The organism is Vreelandella sp. V005 (genome assembly GCF_052645115.1).
The window spans coordinates 236,860-251,687 of the sequence record NZ_JBQXYA010000002.1; the positions used below are offsets into that span (position 1 = coordinate 236,860).

Here is a 14,828-nt window from a genome sequence, read left to right on the forward strand (position 1 = left end):
TTGTTGCAAATATATCAATTTAAGAAATAGTCGTTATTCGTTAGATTGGCGCTACTCACATGGCGCTGGGTTCGCACTTAGCAGCTATGTCACTCTTTTTCGTATCGGTGTGCGACATCGATATCGTGCTTATCAATCATTAGGATGTTAACGATGGCTAACTACTTCAATACGCTGCCGCTACGCGAGCAACTGGCTCAACTCGCCAAATGCCGTTTTATGTACAGCTCGGAATTTGCCGATGGCGTAGACGCGCTTAAAGGCAAAAAAATGGTCGTGATCGGCTGCGGCGCGCAAGGCCTTAACCAAGGCTTGAACCTACGCGACAGCGGCTTGGACGTCTCTTACGCCCTGCGCCCCGAAGCCATCGAACAGAAGCGCCAGTCTTGGAAGAACGCCACTGAAAACGGCTTTACGGTCGGTACTTATGAAGAGCTGATCCCCACGGCAGATGTGGTCTTGAACCTGACGCCCGATAAGCAGCACACCGCTGTTGTAACGGCGGTAATGCCGCTGATGAAAGAGGGCGCTTGCCTGTCTTACTCTCACGGTTTCAACATCGTCGAAGAGGGCATGAAAATCCGCGACGACCTAACCGTCATCATGGTAGCGCCGAAGTGCCCAGGGTCTGAAGTGCGCGCTGAATACGTGCGTGGTTTCGGTGTTCCTACCCTGATCGCTGTTCACGAAGCCAACGATCCCAAAGGCGAAGGCCTTGCCCTGGCAAAAGCCTACGCAGTGGGCACTGGCGGCCATAAAGCCGGCGTGTTGATGTCCTCTTTCATCGCGGAAGTTAAATCCGACCTGATGGGCGAGCAAACGATCCTCTGCGGCATGCTGCAAACTGGTTCAATCCTTTGCTTTGATAAAATGATCGAAGAAGGTATCGAGCCTGGCTACGCCTCTAAGCTGATTCAGTACGGCTGGGAAAACGTCACGGAAGCACTGAAATACGGCGGCGTGACCAACATGCTGGATCGTCTTTCTAACCCGGCTAAGATCAAAGCCTACGATCTTGCTGAAGAGCTGAAAGAGATCATGCGTCCGCTATATAACAAGCACCAAGACGACATCATGAACGGCAATTTCTCTGCTGGCATGATGGAAGACTGGGCGAACGATGATGCGAAACTTCACGCATGGCGCGCAGACACTGCTGAAACAGCATTCGAAAAAACACCAGCGGGTGACATTAAGATCTCTGAGCAAGAGTACTTCGACCACGGCATCCTGATGGTGGCGATGGTAAAAGCGGGGGTTGAGCTTGCGTTCGAAACCATGACCGCGGCTGGCATTATCGCCGAGTCTGCTTACTATGAGTCACTGCACGAAACGCCACTGATCGCCAACACCATCGCGCGTAAGAAGCTGTACGAAATGAACGCGACTATCTCCGATACCGCGGAATACGGCTGCTACCTCTACAACCACGCGTGTGTACCGCTCCTGGCTGACTTTATGAAAGGTATTAAGTCCGATGTTATTGGTAAAGGCCTGAATGTAGATGACAACGGCGTTGATAACGCACGTTTGATCGAAGTCAACGATGCCCTGCGCGCTCACCCGGTTGAAGCCGTTGGCGCAGTGCTGCGTGGCCACATGGCGGACATGAAGAAGATCGTTTAACCGGTTGATTAAAGAATAGCGGGTTAATGCAATTAAAAAGCCGGGATATCGCCACGATAGTCTCGGCTTTTTTGTCTCTTTTTTATTCAAGCCTGATTTTTTAACACCGTCACCGTAAGGAATAGTTCGATGGAGCCTTCAAACCGCTTAGCCAATATTCAGCTAAACAAAGCGACGATCAGTTTTGATGATCGCTTCACCCTAAGCGAGATTGATTGGGCCATCGAACCCCACCAGCATTGGGCCATTACTGGCACCAATGGTGCAGGTAAATCGGCCCTGGCGGCGGCGCTTGCGGGCGTTGGAAAAATTGAAGCGGGCAGTGTTCAAGGCCTTCCCCACAACGTCGGTTTGGTCTCCTTCGAAGCGCAAGCCGAACTCATCGCCCAAGAGCTGAAAAAAGACGATGCTGATATCATGGATGTCATTTCACTCGGCACCCCCGTCAGTGAAATGATTTTCGAACACTGCCAGGACACTGAACTCGCAAGCGAGCTGGTCGAAAAATTCGGGCTGACGAGACTCCTTGACCGCGCCTTTCGGAAGCTCTCTACGGGCGAAACACGCAAAGTCATGCTGATTCGCGCGCTGGCGAATAAGCCGGACTTACTGATTCTAGACGAGCCGTTTGATGGCTTAGACGTCGATACGCTCGCCATGCTGCAGGCCCATCTTGCCTCCATCATCGACACTATACCCATGGTGCTGGTGCTGAACCGCTTTGATGAAATGCCCGACTTCATCACCCATGTGGCCTACCTGGACAAAGAGCGTGGAGATAAAACGAGAGGCGATAAAAAGCGCGGGGATCAGGGGCGATTAGCGTTCACGGTAGACCGCCAGGACGATGCCGCCTTCAATGAGCTTTACCAATTGCTGCATTTGAAAACCACCGATCTCCGCGTGCCCGAGGCCGACCCCGCCAACCAACTACCCGCGCTCGACCCCAGCCAGCCGTTAGTGAAACTCAAGCAAGCGACGATTCAATACGGCGATACCGTGATCGTCGATAAGCTGGATTGGACAATAGAGCAGGGCCAGCACTGGCAGCTAAGCGGCCCTAACGGTAGCGGTAAGACCTGTGTGTTGTCTTTGATCACAGGGGATCATCCCCAGTGCTACACCAACGATATTTTTGTGTTTGGCTTCCAGCGCGGCAACGGAGAAAGCATCTGGCAGATCAAGCAGTTTATCGGCTATGTCTCCACCGCCCTGCAGTGGGAGTATCGTGTCAGCACCAGCTGCAAAAACGTGATTATTTCAGGCTTCTACGACAGCATCGGCGTGTACACCAAATCCACCGATAACCAGAAGAAAATAGCCGACCAATGGCTCGAACTACTCGGCATGAAAGACCGCGCCGACCAGCCCTTTAACAAACTCTCCTACGGCGACCAACGTTTGCTGCTCATCGCCCGCGCCATGGTTAAACACCCGCCGCTGCTGATTCTAGACGAGCCTTGCCTCGGCCTGGACGACATGAACCGCCAGCTCGTGCTCGCCCTGATCGAGAAGATTTGTGAAGGCCAAGAAACCACGGTGCTCTACGTGAATCACCACACGGAGGACAAGATTAAGGAAATAGACAATCATTTGGCGCTTGAGAAGAATCACTAGTGGGGCCTCATGCTCCGGTGCCTCCGAAACAGACCACGACGAGGAGACCACAGGCCAAAGCCTTCATGAACTGCCACCTAAAAGCCATCAAAACGTCGCTCTCCATGGCCGAAGAAGAGGAAAACGTGACGGATTTGCAGCAGATATTGGGGGGAGCGCATTAGTTCTTAGAGCTAATAGAAAATCAGTCGACAATGTTAGCTGCAAATTGCCTCATTTGTAGCGTCTTGCTACAATTATGGCAGTTTTCATGAGGGCATTAAAATGGCCACTAACAGCATACGCCTAGACCAGCAATTAATTGAAAAAGCTACGATTATAGCCAAAGCGCTTGATCGAACGACTCCTAAGCAAATCGAGCATTGGGCAAAAATCGGGGAAATGATGGAAGACAATCCTGATTTGCCTTATGAATTTGTGAAGCAAGCCATTATTGCAAAAGCAGAACGTGAAGCCGGGAAGCTGGAGCCCTACGAATTTGGCTAAAGCCATCAGTGTTTTACAGTCCCCAAGCTTTAAAAAAGCAGTAAAAAAGCTTCAAGCCAATCAGAAAAAAGATCTCGACGCAGCCGTCAAAAAGCTAATGGAAGAGCCCGCTTTGGGGGAGCTGAAGAAGGGTGATCTATCATTCTTACGGGTATATACATTTAAAATGAACAAGCAGCTGACGTTGCTCAGATACAGTTTTGATGATGGCGCTCTTGTTCTTGAACTGTTAGCCCTTGGATCACACGAAAACTTTTACCGTGATATCAAACAGAAATAGTACGTTATGGAGGCAGGCTTCGTAAAAAAAAGCGCCATCGGCTTTAACCGATGACGCTTATAGGAAGGGTTGAAACACCAACTACGGCTAAATCGCCTCAACCTACCTTCTGCTCAGCAAACACAGGCGCAGCCTTAAACTGCCGCATCAACCCGTAGTAGAACAGCCCACCCAGCCCTGCACCAATCAACCAGCCATAGCCGCCAAGCGCGGATAGTGCAGGTACTAACACAGTAGAGAGCGAGAATAGCGCCGCGACGCCAAAGGCGATAAGGGCGCGGGTGTTCCAGCCGTTGACGTAGTAGTAGGCGCTGCCGGGTGCTGATGAGAACAGTTCCTGCATATTCAGGTGCTGACGTTTAATCAAGTAGTAGTCGACCACAATAATGCCGTAGAAGGGCGCGACGATGGCGCCTAGCGCGTTTACAAAGCCGGGAACGCCAATCTGGCTGATGACCGAGAGCCATAGCGCGCCGACGAAGAAGGCGATCACCGCGGTAATCAGGCCGCCCATTTTAAAGCTGATTTTGCTGGGGAACAGGTTGGCCAGGTCGTAGGCAGGCGGAATGAAGTTGGCGACCAGGTTGATGCCCACCGTGGCGGCAAAGAAGGTTAGCGCAGCGATAATCGTTAGCGGCAGCGAATCTACCCGCTCAACGATATCGGCGGGGTTGGTCAGCGCCTCGCCAAATAGCACCAGGGTTCCGGCAGTAATTATCAGCGCGATAAACGAGAAGAAGGCGACGTTGAGCGGCAAGCCCAGCAGGTTGCCTAGCTTCATCTGGCGTTCGGTTTTTACAAAGCGGGTGAAATCGCCGAAGTTGATCACTACCGCTGCGAAATACGCCACCATGGTGCCGACAATCGCCATAAAGGCGGCGATCGAACTGCCGCTGGTGTCACTGCCACCGCTGAAAATGGTGCCAATAGCAGGGATCAGCTCACTGCCCGCCTGATACCAGACAATGATCATTAGCACCACCATCACCACGTAGACCAATGGGCCTGCCCAGTTGAGAAAGTGCTTAATGCGCTCAATGCCCTGCCAGAAAATCGCGATTTGAAACAGCCACACAATCACAAACGATACCCAGGCAACGCCGGAAAGCCCCAGGAAGGTGCTGCCGCTGCCTGCGCCTAGAAAGGCGGTTATAAGAAGGGTGACGGCGGTGGAGGCGAAGTAGGTTTGTACGCCGTACCAGAAAATCCCCACGATGGCGCGCAGCATCGCGGGTAGGTTCGCACCACGCACGCCCATGCTGGCACGCACCATGACGGGAAAGGGAATGCCGTATTTAACGCTGGGCTTACCGGTGAGGTTGACCAGAAACATCACGATCACACCGGCTAGAATAATCGCCGCCATCACCGCCCAGCCGTTCAGGCCGTAGGTTAAAAACAGTGAGGCCGCGAGGGTGTAACCAAACAGGCTCTGGATGTCGTTAGACCAAACGTTAAATATCTCAAACGCGCCCCAGTTACGGTCTTGGGGTTTTAGCGGCGCGAGATCCTCGTTATAGAGCGTGGGATCAATGTGCTTAATGTCCAGGTCACTAACGTCATTACTCTCTTTCATCTTATTCGCTCTTCGGTTGGCAAATGGGGTTACTGACTAAAGCGCTGGCAGGGAGCCCAGTACTTCATCAATAGATAGTAGGTAACACCGGCGGGGATCAGGCTGGCGTACCACGAGATCGCCGAGAAAGAGAGCGCCACCACAATGCCCACCGCCGTGGCGATGAAAGCGGCCAGGTTAATACCTTTATAAGGCCCGTTAACGTCATACAGTTTGTCGATATCCAGCGTGCGACGGCGAATCACATAATAATCGACCACCAGAATGGCAAAGATAGGGCCGAGGAAGGCGGAGTACGTTTGCACAAACAGCTGTAGACCCGCCGCAGAGCCCGGCTGCACCAGCTTCCAGGGGAAGGTGGCGAAGGCCAGCAGCCCAACGATGACGGTGGCGACCGAGAACTTGATCTTGAAGACGTCCATCAACACATAGGTCGGCGGTACCACGTTGTTAAGCACGTTGGTGGTGACCTGGGCAAAGGCGATGAATAGCAGGGTAGTCATTAACAGCGGGGTGTTGTCGACGGCGTTGGCAAACACCTGGATTGGGTCGGCGGTGCCAGTCGCTTGCGAGACCATATAGCCGATCAAACCCATAAACAGCGTGCAGGGCAGAATCGACATAGCGTAGATGGTGGTCAGCAGGCTCTGGGCGGTGCCCTTCTTATGCTCGCGAGAGTAGTCGCTGACGTTGAGCATCATGGTGCTGTAGATGCCCAGGAACAGCATGGTCGCGCCCCAGAACGGCATGCCCCAGGAGCCTTCCATGGTCAGCAGGCTGGCGGAAAGCTCATCGCCATAGCGCTGCACCGTGGCGTAAAACATATACACCAGCGAGGCGAGGATAAAGGCGCTGCCGATATTCTCTAACCACTTGATGCCCTGAAAGCCCATTACCGACAGGCCGATTTGCAGAAACTGGAAGGTAATGAAGTAGAAGATAAGGTTGTCGAAACCGAACAGGGTAGCCGAGACCATATTGAGCGCCCCGGCACCAATCCAGCTTTGAAAGCCGTACCACACTACCGCCGGTACAGCGCGCACCAAACCCGGTAAGCGCGTGCCGGTAAAGCCGAAAGCGCTGCGCGCCTGCACCATAAACGGAATGCCGTACTTGTAGCCTGCGGCCCCGTTAATAGCCAGCGCTATGCCGATCACAAAGCAGCCGATGGCAATCGCCAGGGTGGCTTGTAACAGGTTCAGGGTGCCGACCACGCTGGAGCCCATGGCAAAGGTGCCAATGGAAACGCAGCCGCCAAACCATGCCAGAAAGTAGGAGCCGCGCCCCATAATCCGGGCCTGTTGCGGGGCCAGGCTTTCTGCCCCGAGTGCTTTTGATCCAGCATCGGATCGTTCTTCTGACGCAAGAGCCGAGGGTGAAGCGCTCATGATGTCGTCCTCGCAAGATTATCGGTTTTATTGGCAGCTCGGGTACGTTGGTTACCCGAGCAACGCTTGCGGCGTGGCGTGCTAATGGACGTACTGGTTTTTAAAATATAGTTTTCAAATTCTTAAGCTATTGTTATTAAAATATTATTCAGTCGTTATTGTCTTTTTAGCTGTTATGACCTGCGCGTTAATTCAAGATCAGAAAGCTCGGAAAACTTACCGGTGAAGGCTTTGGGGCGTGGGTAGGCAAGGTCGCCATGTTTACTGGTATACAGCCCTAAACTGACCAGTGACTCCGCCAGTTTCAGCGCGGCGGTAACACCTTCGACGACCGGCAGGCCCACTTCGCGGCTAATTTGCTGGGTCAAGTTGGCCATGCCGCCACAGCCTAAAACGATAGCGCCAATGCCATCTTCATCCCGCGCACGGCAGCACTCTTCAACAATGCGCGTAAACGCCGCGTCAGGGTGATGTTCCAGATCCAGCACCGGAATTTCAGCAGCACGGATGCGGCGGCAGTGGTGGCTAAAGCCATACTGCTGAAGCAGATGCTCGGCGATAATGCCGGTGCGGCCCAGGGTCGTGACGATAGAAAAGCGCGTGCTGACCAGCGTAGCAAGATGAAAGGCCGCTTCAGCAATGCCAATGACCGGCGCGCGGGTCAGTTCCCGTGCGGCAAGCAAGCCGGGATCGCCAAAGCAGGCCACCACATACGCATCGATACCGCCTTCGCGCTCGCCCTTTAGCACTTCCTCGGCCACGCCGACCGCACTGACCACTTCGTCAAAATGGCTTTCAATCGAAACCGGCCCCGCGTCAGGCTGGGAAGCGCTTACGGTGGTGCCAGCGCTTGCCTGTTGCTGAGCTGCCTGATGAATAGCAGCGGTCATCGAAGCCGTGGTATTGGGGTTAATAATTCGTATATGCACGTTAAATAATCCGCATGTAAACAATATAACTTTTCTTGTATACAAAAATAGGGCGGTTTCTAGCCAGACGCAAGGGTCTAGCCGCGAATACACGACGAAAGTGATAGCCTAAAAGTTTGACCAATTGTTCAGGATTCAAAGGCTTAACGGGGATTGCGACGAGAAAGGCTTTTGGTGTCAGAGGATTAGCGCTAAGCCGCGTTGCGGTACGCTAGTAATGTCGCTATTTTGTATACAAATAATTTGCTGCCGCCTGGGTGCTGCGCTCCCTGCAGTAGAGCTAATAACCCGCGCTGGCCAGAAATATGACCGAAGGAGCTAACGATGTCGTCTTCATCCAAGGTGCATTACCCCCGCGATTTGATCGGTTACGGACGCAACCCGCCCCATGCCAACTGGCCCAATAAAGCCAAAATTGCCGTGCAGTTCGTGCTTAATTACGAAGAGGGCGGCGAAAATAGCGTGCTGCACGGCGATGCAGGCTCCGAGCAATTCCTCTCAGAAATTATCGGTGCGCCGGCCTATCCAGACCGCCATTTGAGCATGGAGTCTATCTACGAATATGGCTCCCGCGCCGGGGTGTGGCGCATTTTGCGCGAGTTTGAGAAACGTGATTTGCCGCTCACGGTGTTTGGCGTGGCCATGGCGTTGGAGCGCAATCCAGAGGTGGCGCTGGCCTTTAAAGAGCTAGGCCACGAGATTGCCTGTCACGGCTATCGCTGGATTCACTATCAGGAAGTGCCTGAGCACGTTGAGCGGGAACATCTGCAGCAGGCCATGGAGATTTTTCAACGCCTTTACGGTGAGAAGCCCCAAGGCTGGTACACCGGGCGCGATAGCCCCAATACCCGGCGGCTAGTACTGGACGAAGGCGGTTTCCTTTACGATAGCGACTACTACGGTGACGACTTGCCTTTTTGGACGCAGGTGACCGATAGTCAGGGCAGTGACCACAACCACCTGATTGTTCCCTACACGTTGGACAGCAACGATATGCGCTTTGCCGCGCCGCAAGGCTTCAACACTGCGGATCACTTCTTTACCTACCTGCGCGATGCCTTTGATGTACTTTACGCAGAAGGGGAGGAGGCGCCCAAAATGCTATCAATAGGTATGCACTGCCGCTTGTTGGGGCGGCCGGGGCGTTTTCGCGCGCTGCAGCGCTTTTTAGATTATATCGAAACCCACGACCGTGTTTGGGTGGCCCGCCGGGTCGATATCGCCCGTCACTGGGCGGAACATCATCCTGCAACTCGTTAATAAGCCGCTAAATAGGATGCTATGACGCCGCATATCGGACAGCGTATTACTGCCCAGTTTGACGCGCTAACTGCCCAGGAGCAGAGGGTGGCGAGCTTTATTCTCGATCACTTTGATGATCTAGCGGTATACAGCGCCGCCGATTTGGCGCGCTTGACCGGGGTATCTAAGTCGACGGTCAGCCGCCTGTTCAAGCGCTTGGGGTTTGAGAGCTACCGCACGGTCAAAGACCACGCCCGCCAGTTGCGTAACCTGGGTGTGCCCTTGGTAATCGACGCTAACGCCATGCAGGAAGAGGCTGGCGCACCGTTTCAGCGCCATTTGCAGCGCGAGCAGGATAACCTACAGCGCTGCTTAAACGGCATCGCGGCGGATCAGTTTGCTGCGCTGGTCGAGCATTTGGATAGCGCGCGTCATGTAGTCGTGATCGGTTTTCGTAACAGCTACCCGCTAGCGCTGCATTTTCGCCAGCAGTTGATTCAGGCGCGCACCCAGGTGCGGGTGGTGCCTCATCCTAACCAGTCATTAGCAGAAGAGATCGTCGATCTCACCGAGCAGGACGTGGTGGTGCTGTTTGGCTTTCGCCGCCGTCCAGCAGCGTTTGCCGCGCTGGTCGATGCACTTGAGCGCTCACCCGCCAAGGTGGCTTTACTGGCTGACCCCACCGCGGTCAACGTTGCCTCACAAGTCACGTGGTTTTTTGAAACGCCGCTGGAAAGCCTCTCGGCGTTTGATAGCTATGCTGCCGCCAATAGCCTGATCTGCCTGATCGCCAACGGTGTGCTGCATCGGCGCTTGGCTTCTGGCCGCGAGCGCATCAGTGCGATCAGCGATGTGTACGCCGAGCTTAGCGAGCTGGAAGCGCCGACCATGAGCGTAGATTGGAGCGCTCAGTAGCTGGAGTCTCTTCATGGTGCACCTCAGCGTATTGGCCGCTGAAAGTTGCACCAACGCATTGCATCGCTCTCCTTTTATTCCCCCTTCTCAATACGTCAGTCACTGTATTTTGTTTCTTGGCGCTCTCTAAGCTGCTGTTCTGAAAAACGTATGCCACTTCTGGTATTGCTGTTGCTATTAGCTGGTCAAGTGAAACGAAAGTTTCTTTGTTGGAAATCGTGCAACAAAGCTTTCATTCGCTTTGCTTCCATCACCAAGACCATCACTGCTAATCATTCAGCGATGCATCTCTAGCAAAACCCAGATTTTGTAGAGCATGCACCTGCCAGGAGAGCTTTATGAAATCGTTATCCCACCGCTTCAATCACTCTTTCTCAAGCCGCTTTAAGCGCTTGCAGTCCGGCGTTTTAGCCACAGGGTTAAGCGCCGCTGTAGCTCTCGGTGCTATTACTACTAGCCCCAGTGTTCAGGCGGATGCGCTTGAGGATATCGAATCGCGCGGCACACTCCGCGTGGCTGTCCCGCAAGATTTTCCACCGTTTGGCTCAGTAGGTACCGACCTACAGCCCCGCGGCTACGATATCGATATGGCCCAATACCTCGCTGACGAAATGGGCGTTGAGTTAGAACTGATCCCCGTTACCAGCGCTAACCGTATACCCTATTTGCAGACCGGCCAGGCGGACCTGGTGATTTCTAGCCTGGGTAAAAATCCTGAGCGAGAAGCAGCGATTGATTTTTCTGATGCCTATGCACCTTTCTTCTTAGGCGTATTCAGCGCTGATGCAGACGAAAGCGTAGATGGCCCGAAAGGCTTAGCCGATAAAACCATCGGGGTCACCCGCGGCGCCGTGGAAGATATGGAGCTGTCCAATATTGCCCCGGACTCCACGATGGTGCAGCGCTTTGAAGATAACGCCACTACCATTTCTGCGTTCCTTTCCGGCCAAGTCGACTACGTCGCCACCGGTAACGTAGTCGCCGCTGAAATCGCTGAGCGAAACAGCGATCGCGCACCCTCAATGATTTATCAGCTCAAGGATTCACCCTGCTACGTGGGCATGAATAAAAACGAGCCTGCGCTAATGGAAGAAGTGAACCGCCTGATTGCACAAGGCTTGGAAGACGGCACGTTGAATGAGCTGTCCCAGCGTTGGTTCAGTGCGGATCTACCTGAAAACTTCGGTAGCTGAGATTCACCATGGGGCCAACACTCGACTTTCTCACCCTGTTGCCCTACGTCAGTGAGCTCCTTAAAGGGCTAACCACCACGGTCATTTTGACCGTGGTGACCACCTTGACGGGATTGTCGCTGGCAGTGGCGGTAGCCTATTTACGCGTCAACGCGCAGCCATGGGTACGCTGGGGGCTGGGCGGCTACGTCGAAGTCACCCGCAACACGCCTTTCATTGTGCAACTGTTCTTTATCTTCTTCGGGCTACCGGGGCTCGGCATTAAAATCGATGCCATTACCGCTGCGTTTATTGCCATGACGCTCAACCTGGCCGCTTACAGCGCCGAGATTTTACGCGCCGGCATCAGCGCTACAGCGAAAGGCCAGTTGGAAGCGGGGCGTGCGCTGGGTATGACAACACTGCAGAGCTACCGCCACATTGTGCTGGTACCCGCGTTTGCCAGGGTTTATCCCGCGCTGATCAGTCAGTCGATCATTGTGATGCTGGGGTCGGCGGTGGTGTCGCAGATTTCGGTATTCGATTTGACCTACGCCGCTAACTTTATCCAGTCGCGCAACTTTCGCAGCTTTGAAGTTTACCTGCTGATCACGCTGATCTATTTGCTCCTCGCATTTGGTATGCGACGCAGCTTTATGCTGGTGGGCAAGCGCGTATTCGCCTATCAGCAAGGAGAGCAACGATGATTGAGTTCACCTTCTGGGACATTCTGCGCAACCTGCTGCTGGCAACGCGCTGGACCATTCTCCTCTCGTTGATTGCCTTTGTCGGCGGTGCCACGGTGGGGCTGTTATTGACCTTTATGCGGCTCTCCAGCAACCGCTGGCTGCAGCGCTTAACGTCTTTTTATGTTGATCTGTTCCAAGGTACGCCGCTGTTGATGCAGCTGTTTTTGATCTTCTTTGGCGCGGCCGCACTAGGCCAGCCGATTTCAGCCTGGCTGGCGGCTTCCGTCGCACTGACCCTGTTCACCAGTGCTTTTTTATGTGACATCTGGCGCGGCTGTTTAGAGGCGGTGGCCAAAGGCCAGTGGCACGCGGCGCGGGTGCTGGGCATGAATTACTTCCAGACCATGCGCCATGTGATTCTGCCTCAGGCACTGCGGCTTTCGATTCCGCCCACGGTGGGGTTCTCGGTACAGGTCATCAAAGGCACGGCGCTAGCCTCTATCATTGGCTTTGTCGAGCTGACCAAGGCGGGCACCATGCTCAATAACGCCACCTTCGAACCCTTCACCATTTTTGCCCTTGTGGCCCTGCTTTACTTCGCGCTGTGCTACCCACTTTCCTGCTACGCGCGCTATCTGGAGAAAAAGCTCTATGATGCTGGTTTACGTTGATAACGTTCATAAAGCCTTTGGCGACCTGGAAGTGCTTAAAGGTATTAATCTTTCCGTGGCGCAAGGCGAAGTGGTGGCGATTATTGGCCGCAGCGGTTCGGGTAAAAGTACTCTGCTGCGCTGCCTGAATCAGTTGGAAAAACATGACAGCGGCGAGATCATCATTGCCAATAAGCAGCTCGATGCAGCGTCAATGTCGCCCAAAGAGCTGAGTGAAAATGTCGGCATGGTCTTCCAAAGCTTCAACCTGTTTCCTCATAAAACCGTGGGTGAAAACGTCTGCTTGGCACCGCTGGTAGTGCGCGGCGATGAAAAGGCTGAGGTGGAGAAAATTGCCCGCGAAGTGCTGGAGAAAGTCGGTCTTTCGGATAAGTACGATGCCTACCCCGCCCAGCTTTCCGGTGGGCAGCAGCAGCGAGTTGCCATCGCTAGGGCTCTTGCCATGCGCCCTAAAGTGATGCTTTGCGATGAGGTAACGTCTGCCCTTGACCCCGAGCTGGTCGGCGAAGTGCTGCGCGTGCTGGAAGCACTGGCGGCCGAGGGCATGACGCTGATTCTGGTCACCCACGAGATGAGCTTTGCCCGTGACGTAGCGGATCGCGTGGTGTTCATGCACCAAGGGCGCATCCACGAAGAGGGTGCCCCCAGCGAACTGTTCAGCAACCCGCAAACGCCGGAGCTGAAGCAGTTTATCTCTGCCGTGCTTTAGTCTTTTTAGACGACAAAGCCTAGCGTACTATCGTATACAAGGATGAATACACAGAGCCGTCGTAAAGACAGCCAACCAACACGCCACGCTCAATTAAAACGGGAGAAATAATGCCAACCAATAATCGCTCGGCTACTTACTACGCCCCCACCGGCGGGCATCCGCCGCAAACCCAAATCACCGCTGATCGCGCCGTATTTACCGAAGCCTATGCGCTGATTCCCAAAGGCGTGATGCGCGATATCGTCACCAGCAATCTGCCGTTTTGGGAAGGCACGCGGCTATGGGTGTTAGCGCGGCCGCTGTCGGGATTTGCCGAAACGTTCTCCCAGTACATTATGGAGGTACAGCCCCAGGGCGGCAGCGATAAGCCCGAGCCAGACCCTCAGGCGGAAGGCGTGCTGTTTATTGTGGAAGGTGAGTTAACGCTTACTTTGTCAGGCGAACGCCACGTCATGCAGCCCGGCGGCTATGCGTTTATTCCCCCTGGCAGTTCATGGCAAGTGCACAACGAATCTAGCGCGCCGGTGCGTTTTCACTGGGTGCGCAAAGCGTATGAGGTTGTCGAAGGGCTTGAGGTGCCAAAGGCGTTTGTGACCAACGAGCAGGACATTGCCCCCATCGAAATGCCGGGCACCGAAGGGCGCTGGGCCACCACGCGCTTTGTCGACCCTGCGGACGTGCGCCACGATATGCATGTGAATATCGTGACCTTTCAACCCGGCGGCGTGATTCCTTTCGATGAAACCCATGTTATGGAGCATGGCCTTTACGTGCTTGAGGGCAAAGCGGTTTACCACTTAAACCAGAATTGGGTAGAAGTAGAAGCCGGGGACTTCATGTGGCTACGCGCCTTCTGCCCCCAGGCCTGCTACGCCGCTGGCCCAGGGCCGTTCCGGTATCTGCTCTATAAAGATGTTAATCGTCATGCCTCTCTTAAACTTTCATCTCGCTAAGGAGCTGTAATGCTTGAACTTAAAGCCGAAATGCTGACGGCAGAAGCGTTCGCCCCCTTTGGCGATGTGATGGATGCGCGTACCTCCGCCTCGTTTCCCATTAATGCCGGGCGCACCCAGCGCCATCACGATCTGGCCAAGGTGGAAACACTGGGGGAAAACGCTCATACGCTGATTAATATCTTCGTGAGCCAGCCGGTTACACTGCCACTGGCGCTCACGTTTCTTGAGCGCCACCCTCAGGGCAGTCAGGCGTTTATGCCGCTGCATGAGGAGCGCTTTATTGTCGTGGTCGCACCGCCGGGGGAGCATATCGATCCCAGTGATGTACGTGCCTTTGTCACCGATGGCCGCCAAGGCGTCAACTATCGCGCCGGTACCTGGCACGCCATCCAATCGGTACTGGAGCGCGAAGGCGAGTTTTTAGTGGTGGATCGTGGCGGCGAAGGCAACAACTGCGATGAGTTTCCGCTTGCGATCACCGTGACGTTGAAATGATCCGCGCCTGATGTGTTACACCGCTGTCATATCGCACGCGTTAAACTGATAAGCTAGGGTGACGACATAACGTT

The 14,828-nt window shown here is 54.1% G+C and carries 15 protein-coding genes; 12 read left to right on the plus strand and 3 right to left on the minus strand.

The features are described from left to right. Window positions 1-153: 153 nt before the first annotated feature. The 4 genes from ilvC (at window position 154) to ACUN8H_RS06380 (ending at window position 4,009) form a co-directional block, all read left to right on the plus strand. Complete coding sequence (ilvC, locus tag ACUN8H_RS06365) at window positions 154-1,626, plus strand: ketol-acid reductoisomerase (RefSeq protein ID WP_445531306.1); 1,473 nt, start codon at window positions 154-156, stop codon at window positions 1,624-1,626. A gap of 129 nt (window positions 1,627-1,755) precedes the next feature. Continuing rightward, on the plus strand, window positions 1,756-3,243 hold the full coding sequence (modF, locus tag ACUN8H_RS06370; protein WP_445531307.1) for a molybdate ABC transporter ATP-binding protein ModF: 1,488 nt from the start codon (window positions 1,756-1,758) through the stop codon (window positions 3,241-3,243). 264 nt (window positions 3,244-3,507) lie between these two features. After that, the gene (locus ACUN8H_RS06375; RefSeq protein ID WP_445531308.1) at window positions 3,508-3,729 is read left to right on the plus strand and encodes a TA system antitoxin ParD family protein; all 222 of its coding nucleotides are present in this window, start codon (window positions 3,508-3,510) and stop codon (window positions 3,727-3,729) included. Next, window positions 3,722-4,009 (plus strand): type II toxin-antitoxin system RelE/ParE family toxin, encoded by a 288-nt coding sequence (locus ACUN8H_RS06380; protein ID WP_445531309.1) that lies wholly within the window; start codon window positions 3,722-3,724, stop codon window positions 4,007-4,009. Before ACUN8H_RS06375 ends, ACUN8H_RS06380 begins: the two co-directional genes overlap by 8 nt. A gap of 97 nt (window positions 4,010-4,106) precedes the next feature. Here ACUN8H_RS06380 and ACUN8H_RS06385 read toward each other — a convergent pair whose 3' ends face one another. The 3 genes from ACUN8H_RS06385 to ACUN8H_RS06395 all read right to left on the minus strand — a co-directional run bounded on the left by ACUN8H_RS06385 (window position 4,107) and on the right by ACUN8H_RS06395 (window position 7,902). Further along, window positions 4,107-5,585, minus strand: coding sequence for an NCS1 family nucleobase:cation symporter-1 (locus ACUN8H_RS06385; protein WP_445531310.1), 1,479 nt, complete (start codon window positions 5,583-5,585; stop codon window positions 4,107-4,109). A gap of 29 nt (window positions 5,586-5,614) precedes the next feature. Next, window positions 5,615-6,973, minus strand: a complete 1,359-nt coding sequence (locus tag ACUN8H_RS06390) for an NCS1 family transporter (protein ID WP_445531312.1) — start codon at window positions 6,971-6,973, stop codon at window positions 5,615-5,617. 173 nt (window positions 6,974-7,146) lie between these two features. Next, complete coding sequence (locus ACUN8H_RS06395) at window positions 7,147-7,902, minus strand: aspartate/glutamate racemase family protein (RefSeq protein WP_445531313.1); 756 nt, start codon at window positions 7,900-7,902, stop codon at window positions 7,147-7,149. 324 nt (window positions 7,903-8,226) lie between these two features. Here ACUN8H_RS06395 and puuE point away from each other — a divergent pair, with 324 nt between their 5' ends. The 8 genes from puuE to ACUN8H_RS06435 all read left to right on the plus strand — a co-directional run bounded on the left by puuE (window position 8,227) and on the right by ACUN8H_RS06435 (window position 14,754). Next, window positions 8,227-9,162 carry an allantoinase PuuE gene (gene puuE, locus ACUN8H_RS06400; protein ID WP_445531314.1) on the plus strand — a complete coding sequence of 312 codons (936 nt, stop codon included), beginning with the start codon at window positions 8,227-8,229 and terminating at the stop codon, window positions 9,160-9,162. Window positions 9,163-9,183: 21 nt separating this feature from the next. Continuing rightward, window positions 9,184-10,059 (plus strand): MurR/RpiR family transcriptional regulator, encoded by an 876-nt coding sequence (locus tag ACUN8H_RS06405; protein WP_445531315.1) that lies wholly within the window; start codon window positions 9,184-9,186, stop codon window positions 10,057-10,059. Window positions 10,060-10,397: 338 nt separating this feature from the next. Further along, entirely contained in the window at window positions 10,398-11,252 is an 855-nt protein-coding gene (locus ACUN8H_RS06410) for a transporter substrate-binding domain-containing protein (RefSeq protein ID WP_445531316.1), read from the plus strand. An 8-nt stretch (window positions 11,253-11,260) separates the two neighbouring features. Then, a complete protein-coding gene (locus ACUN8H_RS06415) occupies window positions 11,261-11,938 on the plus strand; it encodes an amino acid ABC transporter permease (RefSeq protein WP_445531317.1) in 678 nt (225 codons plus the stop codon). Continuing rightward, window positions 11,935-12,591 carry an amino acid ABC transporter permease gene (locus tag ACUN8H_RS06420; RefSeq protein WP_445531318.1) on the plus strand — a complete coding sequence of 219 codons (657 nt, stop codon included), beginning with the start codon at window positions 11,935-11,937 and terminating at the stop codon, window positions 12,589-12,591. The genes ACUN8H_RS06415 and ACUN8H_RS06420 overlap by 4 nt, the downstream gene beginning before the upstream one ends. Further along, on the plus strand, window positions 12,572-13,300 hold the full coding sequence (locus ACUN8H_RS06425) for an amino acid ABC transporter ATP-binding protein (RefSeq protein WP_445531319.1): 729 nt from the start codon (window positions 12,572-12,574) through the stop codon (window positions 13,298-13,300). Before ACUN8H_RS06420 ends, ACUN8H_RS06425 begins: the two co-directional genes overlap by 20 nt. 110 nt (window positions 13,301-13,410) lie before the next feature. After that, on the plus strand, window positions 13,411-14,256 hold the full coding sequence (locus ACUN8H_RS06430; protein WP_445531320.1) for a bifunctional allantoicase/(S)-ureidoglycine aminohydrolase: 846 nt from the start codon (window positions 13,411-13,413) through the stop codon (window positions 14,254-14,256). Between the two features lie 9 nt (window positions 14,257-14,265). Continuing rightward, window positions 14,266-14,754 (plus strand): ureidoglycolate lyase, encoded by a 489-nt coding sequence (locus ACUN8H_RS06435; protein WP_445531321.1) that lies wholly within the window; start codon window positions 14,266-14,268, stop codon window positions 14,752-14,754. The last annotated feature ends 74 nt before the right edge of the window (window positions 14,755-14,828 follow it).